Annotated in this window: 16 protein-coding genes and 1 pseudogene; 12 read left to right on the forward strand and 5 right to left on the reverse strand. The window is 51.6% G+C overall.

What is annotated here, in order from left to right:
• Positions 1 to 58: 58 nt before the first annotated feature.
• A complete protein-coding gene (locus tag AADEFJLK_RS03060) occupies positions 59 to 2650 on the forward strand; it encodes a bifunctional diguanylate cyclase/phosphodiesterase (RefSeq protein ID WP_103973256.1) in 2592 nt (863 codons plus the stop codon).
• 790 nt (positions 2651 to 3440) lie between these two features.
• Here AADEFJLK_RS03060 and AADEFJLK_RS03065 read toward each other — a convergent pair.
• A pseudogene (locus AADEFJLK_RS03065) lies at positions 3441 to 5712 on the reverse strand (Rne/Rng family ribonuclease); the annotation flags it as partial.
• Positions 5713 to 6241: 529 nt separating this feature from the next.
• Between AADEFJLK_RS03065 and rluC the strand changes: the two are divergent.
• The 7 genes from rluC to AADEFJLK_RS03100 all read left to right on the forward strand — a co-directional run bounded on the left by rluC (position 6242) and on the right by AADEFJLK_RS03100 (position 12803).
• Positions 6242 to 7204, forward strand: coding sequence for a 23S rRNA pseudouridine(955/2504/2580) synthase RluC (gene rluC / locus AADEFJLK_RS03070; protein WP_088619434.1), 963 nt, complete (start codon positions 6242 to 6244; stop codon positions 7202 to 7204).
• Entirely contained in the window at positions 7188 to 7841 is a 654-nt protein-coding gene (locus tag AADEFJLK_RS03075) for an HAD family hydrolase (RefSeq protein WP_103973257.1), read from the forward strand. The genes rluC and AADEFJLK_RS03075 overlap by 17 nt, the downstream gene beginning before the upstream one ends.
• Positions 7842 to 7845: 4 nt before the next feature.
• Complete coding sequence (locus tag AADEFJLK_RS03080) at positions 7846 to 8817, forward strand: S49 family peptidase (protein ID WP_088619436.1); 972 nt, start codon at positions 7846 to 7848, stop codon at positions 8815 to 8817.
• Positions 8818 to 9227: 410 nt separating this feature from the next.
• Positions 9228 to 9512 carry a PepSY domain-containing protein gene (locus AADEFJLK_RS03085; protein WP_103973258.1) on the forward strand — a complete coding sequence of 95 codons (285 nt, stop codon included), beginning with the start codon at positions 9228 to 9230 and terminating at the stop codon, positions 9510 to 9512.
• A 17-nt stretch (positions 9513 to 9529) separates the two neighbouring features.
• A complete protein-coding gene (locus tag AADEFJLK_RS03090; protein WP_103973259.1) occupies positions 9530 to 10204 on the forward strand; it encodes a response regulator transcription factor in 675 nt (224 codons plus the stop codon).
• Positions 10205 to 10213: 9 nt separating this feature from the next.
• Positions 10214 to 11557, forward strand: a complete 1344-nt coding sequence (locus AADEFJLK_RS03095; protein ID WP_088619439.1) for an ATP-binding protein — start codon at positions 10214 to 10216, stop codon at positions 11555 to 11557.
• Positions 11558 to 11726: 169 nt separating this feature from the next.
• The gene (locus AADEFJLK_RS03100; protein ID WP_088619440.1) at positions 11727 to 12803 is read left to right on the forward strand and encodes an alkene reductase; all 1077 of its coding nucleotides are present in this window, start codon (positions 11727 to 11729) and stop codon (positions 12801 to 12803) included.
• A gap of 155 nt (positions 12804 to 12958) precedes the next feature.
• Here the strand turns inward: AADEFJLK_RS03100 and AADEFJLK_RS03105 are convergent, their stop codons facing one another.
• The 4 genes from AADEFJLK_RS03105 to AADEFJLK_RS03120 all read right to left on the reverse strand — a co-directional run bounded on the left by AADEFJLK_RS03105 (position 12959) and on the right by AADEFJLK_RS03120 (position 18328).
• Positions 12959 to 13612, reverse strand: a complete 654-nt coding sequence (locus AADEFJLK_RS03105; protein ID WP_103973260.1) for an SOS response-associated peptidase — start codon at positions 13610 to 13612, stop codon at positions 12959 to 12961.
• A gap of 38 nt (positions 13613 to 13650) precedes the next feature.
• Complete coding sequence (locus AADEFJLK_RS03110; protein WP_103973261.1) at positions 13651 to 13929, reverse strand: hypothetical protein; 279 nt, start codon at positions 13927 to 13929, stop codon at positions 13651 to 13653.
• Positions 13930 to 14105: 176 nt separating this feature from the next.
• Positions 14106 to 15089, reverse strand: coding sequence for a glucokinase (glk, locus tag AADEFJLK_RS03115; protein ID WP_088619442.1), 984 nt, complete (start codon positions 15087 to 15089; stop codon positions 14106 to 14108).
• A complete protein-coding gene (locus AADEFJLK_RS03120; RefSeq protein WP_088619443.1) occupies positions 15086 to 18328 on the reverse strand; it encodes a glycoside hydrolase family 15 protein in 3243 nt (1080 codons plus the stop codon). The genes glk and AADEFJLK_RS03120 overlap by 4 nt, the downstream gene beginning before the upstream one ends.
• Before the next feature lie 399 nt (positions 18329 to 18727).
• On the opposite strand from AADEFJLK_RS03120, the gene AADEFJLK_RS03130 reads away from it, so the two are divergent.
• From AADEFJLK_RS03130 to AADEFJLK_RS03145, 4 genes are all read left to right on the forward strand, one after another.
• Entirely contained in the window at positions 18728 to 20902 is a 2175-nt protein-coding gene (locus AADEFJLK_RS03130) for a glutamine synthetase III family protein (protein ID WP_103973262.1), read from the forward strand.
• Between the two features lie 268 nt (positions 20903 to 21170).
• On the forward strand, positions 21171 to 21944 hold the full coding sequence (locus tag AADEFJLK_RS03135; protein WP_103973263.1) for an SHOCT domain-containing protein: 774 nt from the start codon (positions 21171 to 21173) through the stop codon (positions 21942 to 21944).
• Between the two features lie 123 nt (positions 21945 to 22067).
• Entirely contained in the window at positions 22068 to 23654 is a 1587-nt protein-coding gene (locus AADEFJLK_RS03140) for a peptidoglycan DD-metalloendopeptidase family protein (RefSeq protein WP_249027959.1), read from the forward strand.
• On the forward strand, positions 23654 to 24763 hold the full coding sequence (locus AADEFJLK_RS03145; RefSeq protein WP_103973264.1) for an anhydro-N-acetylmuramic acid kinase: 1110 nt from the start codon (positions 23654 to 23656) through the stop codon (positions 24761 to 24763). Before AADEFJLK_RS03140 ends, AADEFJLK_RS03145 begins: the two co-directional genes overlap by 1 nt.
• Positions 24764 to 24776: the final 13 nt, after the last annotated feature.

Raw genomic sequence — 24776 nt, forward strand, 5'->3', positions numbered from 1 at the left:
TTAAATGCCATTCTGTTATTAATGGGCTACATGGAATTTTAGTCGGAAGACGGTTATTATGCAGAGTTTGCTAGACTTTTTATTGCCCACTAATAGCTTTATGCCCCACGGCTATTGTTTCTTATGGCAACCTGGGTTGCTGTGGCTGTTGGTGGCTTCGCATTTGCTGACCGCTTTAGCGTACTTTTCCATCCCTTTGGCCATTGCCTATTTTCTCGAAAAGCGTAGCGATATTGTTTTTAAAGGCCTGTTCCGCTTATTTAGCGGCTTTATCCTGTGTTGCGGCATTACCCATGTCTTTGCAGTCATTATGATCTGGCAGCCCTATTATGCGTTGGAAGGGATATTGCTGGCGGTAACGGCGGCGGTGTCTTTGTGGACGGCTGTCGTTTTGTGGACGCTGATCCCCAAAGCCTTGCTGATTCCCAGTCCGGCCATACTGCTTAAGGCCAACCAACAATTGCAGGATGAAATTTTCGTCCACCAACAAACCAAAGCGCAATTGACCCGGATTAATGCGGATTTAGATCGGACAATCACCTTATTACAAGCCAGTAACCAAGCTTATCAGGAAAGCGAACAGCGTTTTAAGGCAGTGGTCAATCTAAGTCCGGCGGCTATTTATACTTCGGTACTGACCGATAAGTTACGCTATCTGTACCGCAACACCTTTGTCAGCGATGCATTTTTGCCGATAACAGGTTTTACCCCTCAAGAGTGGCACGATAACCGTTATCTATGGGTCGACCGTGTCCATCCTGAAGATTTAGCCGGGTTGCTGGACAAAGTACAGCGCTTGCCTGAGCTTGAGCACTTGGATATGCAGTACCGTTTCCGGCATAAGGACGGCACTTACCGCTGGGTATACGATAAAGTGAATTTTTTGCCCTCGCTGGATGGCCTCCATGATGAAGTCATAGGGGCATGGATGGATATTACGGAAGCGAAGAAGAATGAAGAGGAAATGCGTTTGGCGGCAATCACCTTTAATAGCCTGCAAGGCATTATGATTACAGATGCACAAACCCATATTTTGCGGGTAAATCCTGCCTTTAGCAAAATTACCGGCTACACGGCGGAAGAGGTCGTCGGCAAAAAACCGACTATTTTGCGTTCCGGCTTACATAATGATGCGTTTTATGATGACTTATGGCAACGGCTGGATAATGAAGGGCGTTTTGAAGGCGAGGTCATTGACCGCCGCAAAGACGGGGCGCTGTTTACCAAATGGCAGTCCATTACCGCCTTGAAGAACAGTGACGGAGCAGTGACCAATTATGTGTCGATGTTTACCGACATCAGCGAGAAAAAAAAGTTTGAAGAGCATATTAAGCAATTGGCTTTTTATGACCCTTTGACTAACCTGCCTAACCGCCGCTTGTTAGAAGACAAAATTGAGCAAGTGTTGACCGATTTGCAGGCGGAAGAGTGTTTTTTCGCCATCCTTTTTCTCGATCTTGACCATTTTAAATGGTTAAACGACTCGTTAGGCCATCATGCGGGGGATGAGTTGCTAAAGCAGGTCGCCGGACGTTTGCGCAGCGGCATTAATGAACAAGACACTGCCGCCCGTTTCGGGGGCGATGAATTTGTCATTTTACTGAATACCGCGTCAAGCCTTCAACATGAGGCTACTGATATTATCATCAGCCGCGCCACTCAAATTCTGTATGACTTGAATCAGCCGTACCATTTAAGCAATAGCGGGCATTATTTTTCTACTAGCATAGGTATTACCTTATTTTCCAATAAACTGGTCTGTTTGCCGGAAGAGCTGTTACAACAGGCGGATACCGCGATGTACCGCTCAAAAGCCAAAGGCCGCAATACCATCAGCTTTTTTGATTACAGTATGCAGGAAGCGGCGGATAGGCATCTGCAATTGGAATCTAATTTGCGGCTAGCCTTGCAAGAGCAGCAGTTTACTTTGTATTACCAGCCCCAGGTGGATGCCAATGGCGAGATGGTCAGTGCCGAAGCCTTGATCCGTTGGTTGCATCCTCTCCAAGGATTGATTGCCCCCAGTGAGTTTATTCCCTTGGCCGAAGATACCGGATTGATTGTGCAACTAGGCCAATGGGTGCTGTCGGAAGCGTGCCAAAACATAAAAAGATGGTCAGAACAAGACCTCACCTTTAGGCATATTGCCGTCAATGTCAGCGCCAAACAGTTCCAGCAAAGCGATTTTGTCGAGCAGGTGGCGGCTATTGTCAACAATAGCCAAATTGATCCGAGGCAATTAATGTTGGAACTGACGGAAAGCGGGCTGATTGATAATATCCTGCAAACGGTGGAAAAAATGCGCCGGTTAAAAAAGCTGGGGCTGAGCATTAGTATCGACGATTTCGGTACCGGCTACTCTTCTTTAGCATACTTGACCGCATTTCCGCTCAGCCAGCTAAAAATAGACCGAAGTTTTGTTAATGATGTGACGGATAACCGCAGCAATGAAATTGTTGTCGAGACCATTATCCACATGGCGGATAACCTAGGCTTAGAAGTGATTGCCGAAGGCGTGGAAACCCAGGAGCAAGTGGATTTTCTGTTGCAAAAAGGCTGTAAATTGTTTCAGGGCTATTATTTTAGCCGTCCGGTGCCTGCCCAAGAGTTGGCGGCGAAATGGTTACGCAAACCGAACGGGCTTGTTTAAATGCAGGAGCAGGTTAGGAAGGAACGGCCAATTAAGGTGATAGGCATCTGCCTTACCCTAGTCAGCAGTAGGCTACCGTGGCACATAGCCGGATAAGAAAAAAGCCCGCCAAGTAAGCTTGGCGGGCTTTTTTATACGCGCTGGAGCCGGGTGTAGCCTTAGCTTGGCATATCGGCTGGCTTTTCTGTCACGGCTTCCGGTTCGGTAGGCGCTATGACTGCCGCTAATGCTGGCGCAGCTATTTCGCTCAGCGGCGGTTCGGCGCTGACTGCCACTGGCACATCTTGGACTGGCACTTCCTGCACAACGTCGGAAGCCACCGCTACAGGCACATCAACCCCGGCAGGTTCAGATGCGGTGCTTTCAGGCTCTGGTGCAGGCGCAACAGCTACCGCCACTTCGGCAGCAACAGGTTCAGATATAACACTTTCGGGCGTTGCAACAATCTCAGGCATTGGTGCAGTTTCGACAGGCTCAGGTGTTGGCGTAGGCGCGGTAGCGGCCTGTTGAAGCGGCTCAGGTGTGGCGGCTTCAACAGGCACTGCCAATTCGCTAATCGTTTCGATGACAACAGTCGCCGCTTCGGCCGCTTGGCCAGTATCGGTTACTGATGCGGCGGGCGTTACGTCGGTAACCGTTACAGCCGCCGTCTCCGCTTCCGCGACGATAACAGGTGCAGGTTCTACCGGCTTAACCTCTGTTTCTGCTTGTGCAACGGCAACGGGTATGGATACTTCTGGCTTAGCGTCAAAGTGGCTGAAATGTTCGCCGTGTACCTGTGCCGCCACTTCAAAGTCGTCTTGCGCCGCCAGTTGCGGCTCTTCATCACTGTGTCCCTCATGGTTGTCTTCGGGGCGCTTGTAATTAGGGTTACGCGGTCTTCTGCGGTTAGGGCCACGGCGGCTCGAACGTCTGGAAGACGACCGTAGGCTGGCCTGCTCTTCGGCGGATAATTCTGAGATATGGTCGTCGGATTCAATAGCGGATGCGACTAATGTATCCGAACCTTTAGCCTCTGCCAGCTCTTTATGGGCTGGTGCGGCGGATGCCGGTTTATCCGGTGCATCCACTTGGGCGGTTGCCGCCGCTGGTGCGGGAAGGATAATGTTCGGTCTGACATTACGGCCAGGCCCCCTAAATTGGCGTTGCGGCTGAGTTGCTGATTCCGGTTTGTCCTGTTTATCAGCTTTTTCTGGCTTGTCCGCATCCATAGCCGGAGCCGCTACAGTTGCCGTTTCACGGTCACGGTCACGGTTTCTGTTACGGTTGCGTTTACGGTTGGAGTTGCGGCTACGGCTAGGCACGGCTTCGCCGGTAGCTGGCAAGGCCTCTTCAAGGTCGGCAATGGCAGGTGCGGCATCTTTGTTATCCGGCTCATTCGCCACGGCACCGACCAGCTTATGCCAGAAGCGTTTAATCAGGCTGGCCGCTTCGTTTTTCTGGACAATGGGTTCAGGCACGTCATGAACAAATTCTTGGATGACCGGACGCTCCACTTTGCTCTTCATTTGCTGGGCAAATTCAGGGATAGTGATCTCTTCGGCCTTAATTTGGATATAGCTAGGCTTATCGTCAGGTGCCGCTTCTTTTTCCTTAATACGCTCAATCTCGTAGGCAGGCGTTTCCATGTGGCGGCTAGGCAAGATAACGATGCCGACTTTCAGGCGGTGCTCAATTTGCTCAATGGCACTGCGTTTTTCATTGAGCAGGAAAGTAGCGGATTCAATCGGCAAGTGGACAATGACTTTTTCGGTGCTTTTTTTCATCGCCTCCTCTTCAATCAACCGCAACACCGACAACGCCACGGATTCGACGTTACGGATAGTGCCTTGGCCTTTGCAACGGGGGCAGATGATTTGCGTGGAATCCCCTAACGAAGGCCGCATCCGTTGCCTGGACATTTCCAGCAAGCCGAAACGGGAAATTTTGCCGGTTTGGATACGGGCCCGGTCGATTTTGAGCGCGTCACGCAGATGGTTTTCAACGCTGCGCTGGTTTTTGTTGGACATCATATCGATGAAATCGATGACGAACAGACCGCCTAAGTCACGCAGACGCAATTGCCGGGCAATCTCTTCCGCCGCTTCCAAATTAGTGTTCAGTGCGGTTTCTTCAATATCATTGCCTTTGGTGGCGCGGGCCGAGTTAATATCGATGGAAGTCAGCGCTTCGGTATGGTCGATGACGATAGAGCCGCCGGACGGCAACGACACTTCGCGGTTATAGGCGACTTCGATTTGGGCTTCAATTTGGTAACGGTTAAACAGCGGTACGGCATCTTGGTACAATTTCGCTTTAGGCAAGAAATGCGGCATGACTTGCTTGAGGAATTTTTGCACCAAAGCAAAGGATTCTTGATTGTCGATCAGAATTTCATCGACATCACCGCGTAAATGGTCACGCAGGGCGCGAATTATGACGTTGCTTTCTTGGAACACCAAAAACGGGGCTTTTTGTTCGCTGGACGAGCGCTCAATGGACTCCCACAACTGCATCAGGTAATTTAAGTCCCATTGCAGCTCTTCGGCATTTTTGCCGCACCCGGCGGTGCGGACAATCAACCCCATATTATCGGGGATGGTCAAGGAGGCCATGACTTCGCGCAATTCGCTGCGGGTGTCGCCCTCAATGCGGCGGGAAATGCCGCCCGCTTTCGGGTTGTTGGGCATCAACACCAGATAAGTGCCTGCGAGGCTGATATAGGTGGTCAGCGCCGCGCCTTTGTTGCCCCGCTCTTCCTTTTCAATCTGAACGACAATTTCTTGGCCTTCTTTAATCAGGTCTTTAACCGCCGCACGACGGCCTTCTTCGGCGCCTTCAGGCGTGTGCCGATAAGCGGGGGAGATTTCCTTAAAAGGCAAGAAGCCGTGCTTGTCGGCGCCGTAATTGACGAAGGCGGCTTCTAAGCTAGGTTCTACGCGGGTGATGATGCCTTTATAAATATTGGATTTTTTTTGTTCTTTTGATGGTACTTCTATGTCAAAATCATACAGTTTTTGACCGTCTACCAAAGCGACCCGCAGTTCTTCCGCCTGCGTGGCGTTGATAAGCATTCTTTTCATTGTGTATCCTTGTAGTGTCCTGCTCCGTGGCCAGACTTTATTAATCAGACGGGCTTAATTCCTAGTGCAAAGTGAGTAATCAAGACAATAGGCCTAGTGGGCGATAGTGGTTAAAAAACACCATCAATCGGCGGTTTACCGTGCTATTGTTGGTTTATCGGCGTTTGGTTTATCGGCGCATTATTGTCGGTAGCTTGGCTGCAAATCATGAAGGCAACGGTACCTGCGCTCACAATACTAAAAACTTAAGTCAAATCAGTCTTAAGGGTAAATTCTGTTGTCAGCAGGAGTTTAAAAATCGCGCATCAAGGGTCGAGCGATGAACCCAAAAAATCTTGTCTTATGCGGCCTAAACAAACGGGCGTGATGAGTCTGCCCTGTTAGCCGCATGGCTTTGCCCCAGCCCGTGCCATCATGGCAAAGTGGGGCGGGTTATGTTTTTTTTGAAAACATGCTTAATATAGCAACCTTATCGCCCTACAGCAATTTAAAGAATCAATCCAGACCATAATACTGATATTATTTACTTATGACCACAGCAGAACAGGGCGGAACCCCAAAAGTCCAACTGATCGACATTACCGAAGAACAATGCGACCAGCGTTTGGACAATTTTTTAATCACGTTTCTGAAAGGTGTGCCGAAAAGCCATATTTACCGTATTGTCCGCAAAGGCGAGGTACGCGTCAATAAAGGCCGTGTCGATGTCAAATACCGTCTGGAAACAGGCGACCAAGTGCGGATACCCCCGGTGCGGGTAGCCGAAAAAGCCCCTGAAACCTTTGTCGGCCAGCATTTGCAAGACGCGCTGGCGGCCAGCGTGTTGTTTGAGGACGAGGCGTTTATGATCATCAATAAACCTGCCGGGTATGCGGTACATGGCGGTACCGGCATTAACTCCGGTATTATTGAGGGTCTGCGTTCGGTCAGGCCGAATGCGCCGTTTTTGGAGTTGGTACACCGATTAGATAAGGACACCTCCGGCTGCTTGCTGATCGCCAAAAAACGCAGCGCCCTAAAAAAACTCCATACCCTATTCCGTGAAGACCAAGTGCAAAAGACCTATCTCGCGCTCTTGGCGGGGCAGTGGTTGCGCAAAAAACTGCTGGTCAGTGCGCCGCTGCAAAAAAACCAAACCCAAGGCGGCGAACGCATGGTATTTATCAGTAAAACGGGCAAAGAGGCGGAAACGCTGTTCCGACGGCTTAAACTGTTTCCTGACTGCACCTTGGTCGAAGCCGCCCCTAAAACCGGACGTACCCATCAGATCCGTGTCCATGCCGCCAGCAGTTTGGGGCATCCAATAGTCGGTGATGAGCGTTACGGCCAAGATGACGTCAATAAAGCGTTCCGCAGCCGGGGCTATAAGCGCATGTTCCTTCATGCCGCCACCCTGCAATTTACGCATCCGGTCACCGGCGCGTTATTGACCGTCTCAGCCCCTTTACCTCAACAACTGGACGATTTATTAACTTATGAAGAACGCTTATGATTTAATCATCTTCGATTGGGACGGCACCTTAATCAATTCGATAGACTGGATTGCCGACTGCCTGCAACAGGCGGGGGAATTGTGCGGTATCGGCGCTCCCGAACGGCAAGCCGCCAAAGATGTTATTGGCCTGAGCATAGACAAGGCGATGCAGGCTTTGTTCCCGGCCGCCGATGACCAAAAAGTGGCTGTGCTAGTACGCCATTACAGCAAAGCCTATTTTTCCAAACCCATCAGCCCTGACGATTTGTTTGCCGGCGTTTACGACATGCTGGTGCAGCTTAAGGACGACGGCTACCAACTGGCGGTGGCGACCGGAAAAACCCGTGCAGGCTTAGATGAAGCATTAGCGGCGACGGGAACGGCGCAATTGTTTTGCGCGACCCGGTGCGCCGATGAGACCGCCTCCAAGCCTAACCCGCTGATGCTGCATGAGCTGATCGCCCATGCGCAGGTGGATAAAGACCGGGTGTTAATGGTCGGCGATTCCATACATGATCTACAAATGGCGCAAAATGCCCAGATAGCCTCAGTGGGCGTGGCCTGCGGTGCCCATAGCGAAGATTTTTTGCAACAATACAACCCTTTGCGTTGTCTACAAAAACCGACGCAATTACTGGACTATATCCAAGGTTAACCTAATGGACAATCAAGAAAAAGACAATTCGCAACACCCGACCGATAGCGCCCATTGGGAGCGCAGTGTTTTAGAAAAACTGGCGTTTGCCGCGCTGGACGAACAAAAAGCCACCCGCCGCTGGGGGATTTTCTTTAAATCCTTAATGTTCGCCTACATCCTGGTATTATTGGGCGTGGCGGTTTATCCCAAACTGAAATTGGACAAAAACTCTTCCGGCGAACACACCGCCGTGATCAACTTGGTCGGCATGATTGCCGAAGGCAAAGATGCCAATGCCGCCGATTTGATTGAAAGCCTGCGTAATGCGGTAAAGGACGAGCATACCAAGGGCATCATCATCCATGCCAACTCACCTGGCGGTAGCCCGGTGCAATCCGCTTATGTCTATGACGAAATCCGCAAAATTAAGAAAGAGCATCCGCAATTGCCGATTTATGCCGTAGTCAGCGACGTTTGCGCATCCGGCTGCTATTACATTGCGTCCGCCACCGATAAGATATTTGTCAATCCCGCCAGCCTGATCGGCTCTATCGGGGTATTGATGGACGGTTTCGGTTTTGTCGATGCCATGAAAAACCTGGGCGTAGAGCGGCGTTTACTGACCGCCGGGGCGCATAAGGCCATGCTCGACCCGTTTTCGCCGCCTAAGGAAGACGAAACCGCCTATATGAAGGAGTTGCTGGGGCAAGTCCACCAACAATTTATCAGCGCCGTTAAACTGGGGCGCGGCAATCGCCTGAAAGAAACGCCGGATATGTTCTCCGGTTTGGTCTGGACGGGCGAAGCCGGCGTGAAAAATGGCATCGCCGATGATTTTTCCGATGACGATAAGGTGGCCCGCGATATTATCGGCGCCGAAAAGCGGGTTGATTTCACCCAACAAGAAGCCCTGATCGATAAATTGGCGGGCAAGTTGGGCGCGTCTTTTGAACACGCGCTGAGCAATGTCTTGCAAACGCCGTCCTTACGTTAAGGAACGTGCATAAAATTAAGTAGGCGTTCATTTTGCACCTCAGCGTGTTCAACCCCACCCCAGCCCTCTCGGCAACCGCTCCTGCGTTGCTCTACCTCCTGCATCCATGCAGTCGCTCTTCGCAGGGGAGGGAGCGAACGGCTTCCCCGTCGTACAGGCGAAAGTTAGAGGAAAAAGCCCCTCCCCCTGGCAAGGGGGAGGCTGGGAGGGGGTTGCCGTACTTTCGCCTGTACAACAGGTTTTATTTCATGCACGTTCCTAAGTAACGGCTAGCGTTTTTCACACTATTGGCAATGTAAGGCAGATTAAGCGCAGGTTCAGGGTCAGGCGAATACACTATGAGCCATAGACAAAGAAAGGTCACTTTCTTGGCAGTCCGCTTAATTTTATTCGCATTTGCAGGAAATTTTATGAAAAACGTCATCCGTATCAGTATACTGGCCTTGCTGTTAGCGGGTAAGGCCAGTTTTGCCGAAGAGGGCAGCAATAGCTTTGCCAATCCCGTCAGACTGACGCAAACCGCTGCCGTGGACTTGGCCGCCAGACAATTGAACCAAGATAGCCATAACCGGGTCTTAGGGGCTGAAACCGAGCAGATTGATGATAAACAAGTCCATGTCATTCGGGTCTTGACCACCCAAGGCCATATCCGCCATTATAAATTTGATGCCGAAACCGGCCAATTACTTAACTAAGTTTAGGTTAACAGACTATGCGCATTCTGGTTGTTGAAGATGAAGTGATCCTATGTGAACAGATCCAGCACTTTTTTGCCGAACGGGGCTTTGCGGTCGATACCGCCCATACCGGCGCCGACGGTTTCTATATGGGCAAAGAATTCCCTATTGACGCGGCGGTGGTCGATATTGGCTTGCCGGACTTTTCGGGTATTGAGCTGATTAAACGCCTGCGCAAAAACAAAGTCACCATCCCAATCCTGATTCTGACGGCGCGGAGCCGCTGGCAGGAGAAAGTCGAAGGTCTGGAAGCGGGGGCGGATGATTATCTGGTCAAACCGTTCCATTATGAAGAAATGCTGGCGCGTATTAACGCCCTGATCCGCCGTTCGGCAGGGCAGGCACATCCAGTATTGACCCATGACAATATCGAACTGGATACGGTCGCACAGGAGGTCAGTGTCGCCGGCGTTAAATTGGAACTGACCGCTTATGAATATAAAGTTTTGGAATACCTTATGTTCCGTAAAGGCGAGCTGATTTCCAAATCGGTATTGACGGCGCATATTTATGATGAGGACTTCGACCGCGACAGCAATGTCATTGAAGTGTTCATAGGCCGATTACGCAAAAAGCTTGACCCGGACGGTAGCCGTAAACCCATAGAAACCTTGCGTGGCCGCGGCTACCGTATCCCCCTGACTTCCTGAGCCTGAACTTTGCGCCTAAAATCTTTAAGTTTCCGTCTCTTAGTTGCCGAAGGCTTGGCGCTGACCGTGTTCTTTGGCTTGGTCGCCATTATCCTTGAGCAAGGTTTCCGTGACAGCGCCGAGCAGGCGCTGCAAGAGCGCTTGCAGGTGCAAATTTATTCCTTATTGTCTTTGGCGGAAATTAATAATGCCGGACAATTGAAGATGCCCGACTATTTGCCCGAACCGCGCTTCAGTAACCCAGGTTCCGGCTTATATGGGTTTGTCCAGCAAAAGCAAGGCGAGGTGCTGTGGCGCTCTACCTCCGGCTTAGGCTTGGATGTGATCAGCCCGCCGCCGCTTAAGGTCGGCGAATCCTTGTTTGCCTTTGATAATCATGGCAGGTATGTACTGCATTATGACGTGGTGTGGCAAAACGTCTCCGGTGTCGAGCGGGAATATATTTTTACCGTCGCCGAAGATGCCCAATTCGTCAGCCATCAAATCGAACACCTGCAAAAAACCTTGCGCATCTGGCTGCTGTTTATCGGCATTGTTTTGGTGACTATCCAGTTTGCCCTGTTGCGCTGGAGCCTTAAGCCGTTGCGCAGTATCGCCACCGATTTGGCGGCGATAGAACATGGCACCAAAACCCATTTGGACGGCTCCTACCCTAGCGAACTAAAAGGTTTAGTAGGGAATCTGAACGCCTTTATCAGTATTGAGCGGGCGCATCTGGAACGCTACCGCAACAACCTTGCCGACCTTGCCCACAGCTTAAAAACCCCGCTCGCCATTTTGCGCGGCTGTGCCGAAACATTCAGCTCCAATACCGACACGGTCAAAGAGCAGATTTCGCGGATGGATGAGATTGTCGAGTACCAATTGCACCGCGCGGCCGCCAAAGGCCAGCATAAAGCCATTAAAACCGTAGATTTGCCGGTGATTGTCAATAAGATTACCGCATCGCTTAATAAAGTCTATCTCGACAAAGGCATTACCATTGCCGTAGCGATACCCGACTCCTGTTTAATCTATTGTGAAGAAGGCGATTTATACGAAATTGTCGGCAATCTGCTCGACAATGCCTGTAAGTGGTGCCGGCAGAACGTCAAACTGAGCGTGTCTTTAAATGTCCGCAATAACCGCCGCAACTTTTCCGTCCAAATACAAATCGAAGACGACGGCCCAGGCATTCCGTTAGGCAAATATAACGAAATTCTCAAGCGCGGAGTGAGGGCGGATGAAAATATCCACGGGCATGGCATCGGCATGAGCGTGGTATATGAATTAGTCACACTGTTAGGCGGCAAACTGGAAGGCGGCAAAAGTAACGCCTTAGGCGGAATGCGCTGGAACGTGTATTTCCCTTAAATCCGGTTACCCCCTCCCCTATTTATCCGTTTTTGTGGCTCCACGAGATTGAAAGACGAAAACACCACGATGACCGTAGCCTTTTTGCGCCGCCGCCAAAATTAACAGGTACGGCAGAGCAAAGGCTTACGTTTTACAAGTTAAAACCAATCATTACAAGAGGATAAAAATGACTACCCTATTTGAACCTATCACGGTTGGGGCACTGACGCTGCCTAACCGGATTATCATGGCACCACTGACCCGCTGCCGCGCCAGTGCCGGAAGAGTGCCTAATGCGCTGATGGCGGAATATTACACCCAAAGGGCGGGAGCAGGACTGATTTTAAGCGAAGCGACCTGCGTTTCCGCACAGGGCGTAGGGTATCCGAATACCCCCGGCATTTGGTCGGAAGAACAAGTCGAGGGCTGGAGCAAAGTAACGAAAGCTGTACACGCGGCAGGCGGGCGGATTTTTTTACAGCTATGGCATGTCGGCCGGGTTTCCCATCCCGATTATCTCAACGGCGACTTGCCCGTCGCACCCAGTGCCCTTGCGCCACAAGGCCATGTCAGCCTCTTGCGGCCTTTGCGGGATTTCGTGATACCAAGGGCGTTAGACACGGCTGAAATTCCCCAGATTATCGAAGATTATCGTCAAGGGGCGGAAAACGCCAAACAAGCCGGTTTCGACGGTGTCGAGCTGCATGGCGCCAATGGCTACCTGCTCGACCAGTTTTTGCAGGACAGCACCAATAAACGTAATGACAGTTATGGCGGCCCAATAGAAAACCGTGCCCGTTTGCTGCTGGAAGTCACCGATGCCGCGATTGCAATCTGGGGTGCAGGTCGCGTTGGGGTGCATCTTGCGCCTAGGGGTGATGCCCATTCCATGGGCGATTCAGATCCCTTGAGTACCTTCGGTTATGTGGCCGAGCAATTAGGCCAGCGCGGCATCGCCTTTATTTGTACCCGCGAATCCCTAGGCGAAAACCGCATCAGTCCGGCCTTAAAAAAACGCTTTGGCGGCGTTTTGATCGCCAATGAGGGCTTTAACCGCGAAACCGCCCAACAGGTGGTTGCCGCCGGAGAAGCAGACGCGGTGGCTTTTGGCAAAGACTTCATTGCCAATCCTGATCTGCCCCGCCGCCTGCAACTGAACGTGCCGCTCAACCCCTATCACACCGAAACGTTCTACAGTTCCGGGTTGCAGGCACCTGAGATAGGCTACACCGATTATCCTGATTTGGTGGCGGAAGCGGGTTAAGATTAGGCCAAAATCCCGCGTCCTTACCTAGCCGGACACAGCAAGAGATTGCCAAAAACCGCAACTGCACGGCAACTTATAGGGCAGTTGCCGTGGCCGCCGGAAGGTCGGGCTTGTATCCGTTCATGTCTGTGTGCGGATGGATAGGGATGCGGTTATTGCAAACACCTTTCATCATCATGCCTAGGATTATTTACCCAATCGCTGACCGGAGTTGCCGCCATTTGAGCATAGGCTTGATTGTTAAGCAATGGCAATGCCAGTGATTCATCGGCCGATTTATCCAACCATTGCCGATAGCAATCTGGGGGAATAATCACCGGCATCCGTTCATGGATGGGTTGCATGATATGTGTGGCTTGGGTAGTGATGATCGTGCAGGAATACAAGGTATCTTGTTCATATTGCCAATGTTCCCAAAGTCCGGCAAAAGCAAAGGGCTGTTGATCTTGGCGATGGATATGAAAAGCCTGTTTGCCGGATTCCTGTTTGGCCCATTCGTAAAAACCGCTGGCGACTATCAAGCAACGCCGCTTATGGAATGCCGCCCGAAAAGAAGGCTTCTCACTGACCGTTTCGGCCCGCGCGTTAATCAGGTGGTGGCTATTTTTGCTGTCTTTGGACCAAGAAGGCACCAACCCCCAAAACAAATTGACCGCTTTTAAGGATTTATTCTCCAACTCGACAATGTTCAGAATTTTCTGTGCGGGGGTAATGTTATAACTGGATTGGTAGGGTGGCAGTTTCTGCAATTGAAAATGCCTGATAATTTCATCCGGTGTGGCTATTAAATTAAAACGCCCGCACATATTGTTTTATTCCTACACTTGAGTTTATCGGGTGGCTTTCACGGATTAGGCTGTTTAAAATGCCTGAATTTGATCCCGATGGCGCAAGCAGTACCTACCAAAATATACGCGTAATTGACAAACAAGCCGGACAAGGCGCTTGGATTATGGTCAACTGCATCGCGTAAGCCAGGGGTTACGGTTAAAGTCCACACAATGCAGGGGACCAGATAGGACAGGAAACCCAATCCGGCTGAAGATAAGGGGTTTTTTCCTACCGCTTCGGCACTCTTGTAAAACCAATAGGTGATCAGGAGAGCGGTAATTGTGCCAATCATAATAAGACTCCATAAGTTAGGTCAGTTATGGCGGTACAGTATCAAATTGGTTTCTTGCACTCAAGTGTTGCTGGCCAAGAAACTGTCCAATCACAAAGGCACGCTCCGAGTTATGGCCTCTTTAACATCGATTATTCCAGAAAATAACCCCCTTCCTCCTCGCCTGCGCCTAAAGCCTAATCCACAAAATAATAAATAGCCCCCAGCAACGGTGTCCGGGGATTCAGCGACACCTTAACCGACACCTTATCCAACAGCCCGGCAAACCGCCCCTTAGCCTTAAACGCCGCCAAGAACCCGCCCTTTTCAATCACAGGCAAAATCTTCGGGGCGATGCCGCCACCGATAAACACCCCGCCTATCGCCAAGGCTTTTAAGGCCAAATTACCCGCTTCCGCGCCGTACAACTCGACAAACAGGCGCACCGCTTCGGCGCACAGGGTATCTTCGCCGCTGACCCCCAAACGGGAGATCACCGCATTACGGTCTATGCCCGCCTCGTGGTCATCAATTTCCGGCACCGCCAAACAAGCGGTGGCGAAATCGTGTTCGCACAAAAAATCATACAAATGGCTAAAGCCGATGCCGGAAATCAGCCGCTCACAACTGACGTGCAACGGATAGATTCGGCGCAAATAGCGCAACAAATCATCCTGCTGTTCGTTTTGCGGGGCAAAATCGCAATGCCCGCCTTCGGTCGCCATCGGCAGGTAACGGCTGCCGTCCCAATATAAAATCGCCTCACCGAGGCCGGTACCGGCGGCAATGACCGCGATATTGCCGATTTGGGCTTGGGCGTTAGGGTTCAGTTCCAGCAACTCGCTATCCGGCAAATGCAGCATACCCAAGGCCATCGCTTCCAAATCGTTAAGCAGTTTGACGTGTTCGGTACCTAACAACGTTTTTAAGGCCGCCCCGTCCAGTAACCACGGCAAGTTGGTGGTTTGGCAACGTTGCTCGACCACGGGGCCGGCGACCCCAAAACAGGCGGAACTGATGGCCGTTCCGGGGGGGATAAATTCTTTCAGAATATCGGTAAACTCCAGATAGGCCAAACTGGAAAAGGTCTGCTCCTGCCTGCAAACCAAGGCTCCTGCCGCGTCTTTGCTTAATAAGGATAAAACGGTTTTGGTTCCACCTATATCGCCTGCCAGTATCATACGTTTGCCTCTTCTTTAGGTAAGCTATTATTATTGAGTAAATGTACCAGCGCGTCTAAAATGCCGTTGGCGACCCGATGCGGCGGCAGTTGGTAAAATGCTTGCCAAGCAATCGACACATGTTCTTCGTAATGGTCCTGGTGCAGCGGGTGCGCTTGCAGCCAGCAAATCCGCACGGCATGGCCGATAATGACATCGGTCACTAGCGTATCGTTAATATAAACCGAATTGGTATGGAAAATCGACGCAATGGCCTTAATCGCCTCCACCGTCAGTTGCCGATACACGGGCGACTGGATTTTGTTCAGCAAATGGCTGACATGTATCTTAAAACTTTGTTCACCCGATGTCATTTGCGAGAGGATAATCTCGCTGTCCAAGCGGCGTTTGCTGTTGAGCTTTTCACCTATCATCAAGCCGCTGCAATGGTGCAGGATAGTCCAGACACTGGCAAAAAAGGCATCATTCTCACGCCCGACGCTGCCTTGCCGCTCACGCCAGTCATACCAATCGGCATTGCCGACATGGTCTTGCGCGTCCATCGCCTTAGAAAACCGCGCCTGCCCCAAATCCGCACAATCGCCTTCATGGTTAAGGGCTTCGACTTGGCTTAGCTGGCTTTCGGTATTGCTGTAATCGGCCAAGGTTTCGCGGACTTTTTGCGAAAGCTGGTAAGGCGACAAAAACAGAATATCGTTAAACGCTTGGTCTAAAGTGCCGCCTGTTTCGCGTTTTTGCCTGACCAAGATCAATTGCAAGATATGCCCTACCCTGACCGTGTGCATGTCGGCAAACAGCTCCGGTTTGGATTTGATTAACATGCCCAAATAGATAATCAGTTCTTGGATAATAATCAGCTCGCTGGCATTGTTATTATTGTAGGTGCGGATAATCTGCAAAATCTCCCACGAATCGGTGGGGCGGCTCAAGGTGGCGCGGCCACTGTAAGCGCGGCCTACGGTCAGCAAATGCTGGCGCACCAAAATATCGGTCGCCGCCTGCTCCAGATTGATGTCGTATTTGCCCAGCAAGCCGGCACAGCGCCTGACCACATACCACGCATGTTGGTCGCCGGCCCGTTGGTAAATTTCTTCCAACAAATCCCGCACTGTGCCGTTGGGCTGATCGGCGGCAGTCAATTTAGGCGCGTAGTCCAAACCGTGGCGCAGCCCCAATTGGCTTAGCACCTCCAATTGCACATACAAATTACTGTTAACCCGAAGCTGTTCCAGCAAAGCCTTATCGTCACTGATTTCCCAAACCGTTAAAAACAGTGTGTCTAAAGGTTGGGATTCTTTCGCGTCAAACGGCAGGACATCAAAAAAAGGCCGCTCGCTTTCCTGCCAAGTGGCTTTGGAAAACTCGAAGTCATGCAGATAATTGATTTTTTCTTGATTGGAAGTGGCCGTAAAATCGCCAAGCAAACCTAAGGTGATCGGCACTTGGTTGACCGTACCTTGTTGCAGTTCTTCGATAAAATCAATCAGCACCTGGCGGTTATAGCTTTCCAGCATATTGTGCTTAATGGTAATCACCACCAATGGATTTTTGGGCTTATCCCAATGCTTGTAAATGTACGACAATTCCAAGCGCAGGCGATCTATCAGCAAACGGTTATCCATCGCCAAATAAAAGCCTTTTTGGTTAAGGAATTGCGGCAAGAACACCAACTTCTCACCGGACAGGCTATACAGCTTAGAAGTTGACAAGGTGCGTAACTGCCGCAACGGGCGGCCTGTCAGCCCGTAACAGTCATTCCGGCCGACATGGGTATAGGCCGCCGCCAGTTCGCTGGCATCGCGGATTTGGATCGGCGACACTTCGGCGAGGGTTTGGGTTTGGATGCCACAAGCCAGCAAATCATTTTGGACACTGCCGTCCTGCGCCACCAAAGCAATCTGCAAACGGTAGTCTTGGCGTTGGCTGAGCATCTTATAACGGCCCAAGGGGTCGATGTCGTCAATACCGAGCAAGCCGTCTTGGATCAGGCTACCTAAAATAAACAAGCTTTGCGCCCATACCAAAGGGATATTTTCGTTAGGCACACGGGTTTGGCTATTGGGTTGGGCTTTTTCGGCGGCAATGGCTTCTTTAGGGACGATATACAGTTCCGGCAACAACTTCTGGCCGTTATGTTCGACCAGCAAGCCTTCCAGCTTGGCGCGGTATTCCGCCGCCGCGTCAGTATCGCCAGAAAACAGCTTATTTAACAGCAAATAGCTGAAAAACAGCGGCCACTCACACTCAATGTGCATAAACTGCTTCAGCTCCTGCGGATTATAATGCAGGCGCTTACTGTCTTCGATAACGGTTTGGTGGCCGTCCAATAAAAAACGCTTGCAACCGTAACGGCCTTGTAACTTATCGCAAATCAATTTTTCGGTCTTGTCACGGATTGCCTTATTTTCGACCGCAAAAGCCGGAAAACCGGTAATGCTCAGCACCGCCGAATCGGCTTCTTTCGAAATGGACTCGCGGGGCAGCAAGGATTCTAAAGTAATGCGGGTACGCGCAATGTCATCACTGATGACATGCACCACCGAGGCCTGCCCACCGCCCTTACCGAACAGGTTAAAGCCTGACATCACTTCTAAAGCCGCTTTCGCCATGCCGATGGAACTGGCATTCAGCTCGGCAATGCCGTGATTAATCTTATTGCCGCGCTCCCAAATACCATAGTCGGGGGTGCGGTAAGTCCGGCTAACATAATGCACCAAATTTTGCACAAAATTGACTTCGTCAATCGTAAAGACAATACGCAGGCCAGATGCCGTCATTTGCGCCAGCATCAGCAAAAATAAAGAAGTGGCATCCAATTGCAAATGCCCCCACTCATGGTCACCGACCACCACCGCTCCGGTTTTGGTGTCATACTTGGCATGTAAGGCATCTAAAGGGTTTTGTGTGTGCTTGAATTTTTCCACTTTCGGGGCTTGGCGCATCATCGCCGCCAACAACCCCCGCATCAGCTTAACCACGCTCTGCTCCAGCAAATAAGCGCGGCCCTTATTGGGATTATCCGGCAAATCTTCAACCCGCCTATAGGCCAACCCCAACCCCCAGACCGCCAAAATGCTGTACACATTGTCCCTGACCCAAGCATCGGTATAATTGCCATGGGCGGTGACCGCCGTACTGGCAGGCAATAAACCGCTGATCCAATGTTGACGGCTCAGGATAATATCCTGTACTTGCTGGAAATAAGGCTCTAACTGCTCAAGCTCAACAGATTGCTTCATCTTTTATAGTTATAGTGGTGTATGGAAGATTAACGGAATAAATGCAGATATTATGCCAAACTTAAAAGCCCAACCCAATCAGGCCAGACGCAAGGACGGCAGCCGACATCCCTGTTTTTTGCGCGTAATCCCTTACCTTTACTCTGCCTATAGGCCATTAGCCTAGCCTGCACCGCCCCTAGCACACCACGCCAGACAGCGTGTCGACGCACCAAGATAAACAGGCTATTGCACTGAAAAAGACCATAAAATCGACGGTTTGACCAGCATTGCGTACCCTATTACTAGCAAAGCCAGCCACCGCCGTGTGTTTTTCTAAAAATTCCAACCCTTCTATAAAGTTGGTTCGCTTATTGCTTTTGCTTTTTATCAATTCCAACGCCAATCAGGAGCAAATTAATGACTGGAAATGCCGCACGCATCCAAGCGATCCAAACCATCACCAACCGCCAACCGATGCCCCCTAAAGCACCGTCTTCTTTGGACAGCTTATGGGCCAGTGATGTTTTTACCTTAAATAAAATGAAAGAAAGCTTACCTAAGGAAGTTTTCAAATCATTGAAAAAAACGGTTGAAACCAGTTCGGAATTGGATGTCTCCATTGCCGATGTTGTCGCGCTGGCCATGAAAGACTGGGCCTTGTCAAAAGGCGCTTTATATTATGCGCACGTTTTTTATCCGCTGACCAATGCCACTGCCGAAAAGCACGACGGTTTCATATCCGTACAAAGCGATGGCTCGGTCATTTCCGAATTCAGCGGCAAAGTCCTGGTACAAGGCGAGCCGGACGGCTCCTCTTTCCCTAACGGCGGTATCCGTTCGACGTTTGAAGCGCGTGGCTACACCGCGTGGGATGTCACCAGCCCTGCTTTCATCATGACCACCGATAACGGCGCGACGCTGTGCATACCCACGGTGTTCGTGTCTTGGACTGGCGAAGCGCTGGATAAGAAAACCCCGCTGTTACGCGCCAACGCCGCCATGAACAAAGCCGCCAAACGGGTGTTGTCACTGCTGGGCCATACCGACATTGCTCCGGTTAATTCCAGTTGCGGTGCGGAACAAGAATACTTTTTGGTCGATGCCAACTTCGTCAGTGGTCGCCCTGATCTGTTACTGGCCGGACGGACATTATTTGGCACTTCCCCCGCCAAAGGCCAACAGTTTGATGACCATTATTTTGGTGCCATCCCTGAACGCGTCCAAGTCTTTATGCAGGATGTCGAAGAACAACTCTATAAACTGGGTATCCCCGCAAAAACCCGCCATAACGAAGTAGCCCCCGGTCAGTTTGAAATCGCGCCGTTTTTTGAATCTGCCAACGTCGCCACCGACCACCAGCAACTGCTGATGACGGTACTGAAAAATACCGCGAAAAAACACGGCTTAGTGTGCTTGCTACATGAAAAACCTTTTAAAGGCATAAACGGCTCAGGCAAACACGTCAACTGGTCAGTCGGTAACGCCACCCAAGGCAACTTATTAGACCCAGGCTCCACCCCACATTCCAACACCCAATTTTTGCTGTTCTGCGGAGCGGTTATCCGGGGTGTGCACAAATTTGGCCCTTTATTACGCGCCGCCATCGCCACCGCCAGCAATGACCACCGCTTAGGTGCCAACGAAGCGCCGCCAGCGATTATGTCGGTTTATTTAGGCTCACAACTCGATAACGTGTTCGAGCAAATCAGCAAAGGCGAAATTACCGGCTCCTTAAATGCCGGAATTATGGATTTGGGCATCAAAACCCTACCGACCTTTAACAAAGACGCTGGCGACCGTAACCGCACCTCACCGTTCGCTTTTACCGGCAACCGCTTCGAATTCCGCGCGGTCGGTTCCGGCCAATCAGTAGCCGGCCCTTTAGTTGCCATGAACACCATGCTGGCCGATTCGCTGAACTGGGTTGCCGATGCGCTAGAAACAGAACTGGCTAAAGGTGCAACCTTAGATACTGCTATTTTGGCGGTATTGAAAGAAATCATCGACAACCATGGCGCGGTCGTGTTTGGCGGTAACGGCTACTCCGCCGAATGGCATAAAATGGCGGTTGAAGAACGCGGCTTAAGAAACCTGCGTACCGCCGCCGATGCCCTGCCCGTTTTGAAAGAAAAACCGATTGAAGCATTGTTTGAGGGCTTAGGTGTGCTGTCGCCCGTCGAGTTGGCCAGCCGTTTCGACATTTATGCCGAGCAGTATATTCTGGCGATTGAAGTGGAAGCCAAACTGGTCGTCAGCATGACCAAAACCGGCATTTACCCGGCAGTCGTCAAATACTTGGCCGAGTTGTCCAGCACCATCAGCAGCTTAAAATCTAACGGCGTTGAACTTGGCAGCGAAACCCTGATCAAAATCTCCACGCTACTGAATACTCTGATGGCAACCGTTGACAAACTCAGCACCGCTATCGGCCAACACGACTTTGCCGACACCGAAGCGCACATGCAATTTTGCGCCCAAACCATCCGCCCGCTGATGGACGAAGCCCGCAGTTATGCCGATGCTTTAGAAAGCGAAGTCACCGACGAATTATGGCCATTCCCGACTTACCAAGAAATGTTGTTTATTAAGTAGTAACCGCTCTGGCGCAATGCTAGGAAATCCCGCCTCTGTATAGCACAGGACTTTGGCTGTTTGACCAACTGCCAAAACCCTGACGCACTCTAAATGCCTCAGTGAACGGCTTGCCCAACTGCCCAGGTTGGTCAAGCCGCCTCCTAATTTAAGAAAAAAAGCGCCGCTAATTCGTGCTTTTCCTTAGCTATTGCATTAAACTGGCTAGCAATCGGATCAGTTGCCCAACTGATTTTACCTGCATTACCCCTCTTTACGCGGAATTCCCATGTCCCAACTTACCCCTGAAGGCCAACAAATCATTAATGCCATCGCCCAACGTTACCATTTTAGCGTCGATGCGGTGCTTAGCATGTTGCAATCGGTGCAAAACGGCAACGGCTCTATGGCCCAGTTCAGCCACCCCGAATTCGGCGGTTCCGGGCAATGGATGCGCGGCGGCATGACCATGATTGGCGATATGTTCAATAATGGCCTCAAAAACAGCGTCAGCAATTTGTGCCAAGAATTGTCCACGCTTTTAGCTAACCAAACGGCCATCTGGCAACCCCCTACCATCCAAAGCCAAGGCCATGGCCAAAACGTCAGCCTGTTTGCCGCTTCGGCGGGCGGCAATTGGTGGCCGCAGGGCTTGATGAACCCGAACAGCACCGGCTCGCAAAATCACATCCGCTACGCGTATTTTGCCTCTATCCGCCGTTTAGCCATTGAAGCTAATGGCCACGTTACCCTTTACGACACCTTAGACCACCAAATCGGCGGCTTTTCCCAGCAACAATCGGGCGGCAGCTCGGTCACGTTCAACAGCCAATACGGCATGGTCGATGTCCAAAACTTACCCGTCATCTCCATAGATAATGTTGCCGTTACGCCGTCCGGCAATACCGCCAACCTACCGCCCCTGCCCACCGCCCCGGCACAAACCGCACAAGAGGGCGATATTTTTGCAGCCATTGAAAAACTGGCCGGATTGCGCGATAAAGGTATTGTCAGCGATGCGGAATTCAGCAGTAAAAAAGCCGAATTATTAAGTCGCCTATAGGCAAAACGGTTGGCAAAGGCGATGAATAAAACTTGGTAAAATGCCATAAAACCCTTAAAATGCCCACGAAGAACAATGTTTCTTAGCGTTCTTAATTATTTCAACTACTTAACGTAACGTTTCGTGAAAAATAAATTTTATACCTCATTGTTGATAGGTGTCGGTTTAGTCATAGCAAGCACGTCTAGCTATGCCAAACCCGCTCATGCCAGTGCTAAAAAAAGCCCGGCAGCGGTGGCCAAACCAGGCCGTAAGCATAGCGTCATCGCGGTTAAGCAAAGCGAGCCACGAGCACGCCCTACAGCCAGTGCAGCGGCGACTAAACATGCCCAAGCCCGTGTGCCCCAGCATAGCGCCACGCTAAAACACGCCGCTTTCCGCCCCAGCAGCCACGCGCTGATACCGGCCAAACACGCGTTCTTGCGCCCGCAAGCCGCCCATACCTTACGGCCACTGCTGTCGCAACTAAAGCGTGGCCATGCCATGCGTGATGTACCCTATACGCAAAAACGCCTGTTCAACCACAGAAGAACTCCGAACGCAGGCCGCCGACATCTGGAAGCCATAGTGCCGCCTTTAGTCACTATCCCGCACATCCCCTCAAACAACCAATTTCTCCAAACCGAGGCAGATGATGATGCACAACGCCAATTGGCACAACCCGCCGAATGGGTTGACCAAAATCCATTAGCCACGCCAGAAACCGCCGAAATGGCCGCGCTTGAACCGCTAGCGCCCGCGAATGGCGCAATGCAGGCCTCGTTTAACAACAACAGCTTCGCGGAACCTAGCGAAACCAACACCCGTATCCATTCGTTCCTACCGAACAAACAGCCGTCAGAAAACATTGACAACGCTCCTCCGGTAGACAACGGCCCGCACGACTACACCACCACCCACGGCGTGATCACCTCGTCATTGGCGGATGCTGGGATGGAAGCCGGTTTATCGGAAGCGCTGACCGACCAACTGACGCATATTTTCGCGTGGGACATCGACTTCGCCACTAACCTGCATGTCGGCGACGAATTCACCGTCCTTTACGAAAGCGGCACAGACGGCGAACAGATTATCGCCGCCGAATTCGTCACCGAAGGCCGTGTCATGACCGCCGTGCGCTATCAAGACCGTGACGGTAACGTCAACTATTACACGCCCGAAGGCAAAGCCATGCGCAAGGCCTTCTTAAGTACGCCCGTGGATTATGCGCGGATCACCTCGCATTTTAACGCCAACCGCCGCCACCCCATCCTTAACCGCATCCGCGCCCATAAAGGGGTCGATTACGCCGCTCGTATCGGTACGCCCGTCAAAGCCGCAGGTGACGGCACGGTCACCTTCATGGGCCGGAAAGGCGGTTACGGACAAGTCGTCATCCTCCAACATGGAGAACACTTTGAAACCGTCTATGCGCATTTGTCCGACTTTGGCCGCTCCCTGTTAGAAGGCGATAGCGTCAGCCAGGGCGATGTGATCGGTTATGTCGGCCAAACCGGCTTGGCGACCGGGCCGCATCTACATTATGAATTCCGTGTCGACGGTGTCCACCGCAACCCCGAAACCGTCAGCTCCGGCGCCTCCCGCAATGAGATGGCCTTAAATGGCTATGCTTTGCGTGACTTTAAAGACCAGACCAAAGTCGCCGTCGCGCAACTGTATTCTGCCAAAGCCAAGTCCTTATTTGCCAAAAACCAACCCAACTACCGCTAATGCCTGACTATTACATCGGCTTGATCTCCGGCACCAGCATTGACGGCATTGATGCCGCCCTGGTCGATTTCAGCGGCAACCACAGCCGATTAGTCGAGTTTGAATACCAGCCCTTCCCTGCGGCGCTAAAAGCCGCCATAGCCGCTATCAGCGCCGCCGATGCCGCCGTCCCGCTCAAAACTTACGGCGCACTTGACCGGCAACTCGGTGGCCTGTTTGCCGAAACCGTCAACGCCTTACTGGCCAAAGCCCGTTTGCCCGCCGCCGCCATCACAGCTATCGGTAGTCACGGCCAAACCGTCTACCATGCCCCCGACGGCGACTATCCCTTTACCCTGCAAATCGGCGACCCTAATGTCATTGCCGAACGCACCGGCATAACCACCATCGCCGATTTTCGCCGCCGAGACCTAGCCGTTAACGGCCAGGGTGCGCCGCTAGTACCCGCATTCCATCAAGCCGTGTTCAGTGTCCCTGGCGAGCCGCGCTGTATTATCAATATCGGCGGCATCGGCAACATCACCCTCTTACCCGGCAACAGCCACGATCCGGTCATCGGTTTTGACACAGGTCCTGGCAACGGCTTAATGGACGAATGGATAGAGCGCCACCAAGGCCAACGCTATGACCAAAATGGCGCTTGGGCAAGAACAGGGCATATCCAACCCGATTGGCTGGCGGCTTTAAGCACCGACCCCTATTTCCGACTTCCGCCACCGAAAAGCACCGGGCGCGAGTATTTCTCCTTGGCATGGCTGGAACAGTCGGCAGACCCTACAGGCTACCGCCCCGAAGACATCCAAGCCAGCTTGTGCCAACTCACCGCCCAAACCCTAGCCGACGCCATCCAACACTACGCCCCCGCCACCCGCCAAGCCATCGTCTGCGGCGGCGGGGCGCATAATAGTTATTTGTTGGAACTGTTGGCGCAACAACTGCCCTGCCCGGTACAGTCCAGCGCCGCTTTCGGCATCCACCCCGACCATGTCGAAGCAATGGCCTTTGCATGGTTGGCACGGCAAACCCAACTGCGTTTGCCAGGCAACCTGAAAGAAGTGACCGGCGCCGATAAAGCGGTGGTCTTAGGCGGGATTTATCCGGCTTGCTAGCAGATAACGTCCC

The organism is Methylovulum psychrotolerans (assembly GCF_002923755.1).
Classification (GTDB): domain Bacteria; phylum Pseudomonadota; class Gammaproteobacteria; order Methylococcales; family Methylomonadaceae; genus Methylovulum; species Methylovulum psychrotolerans.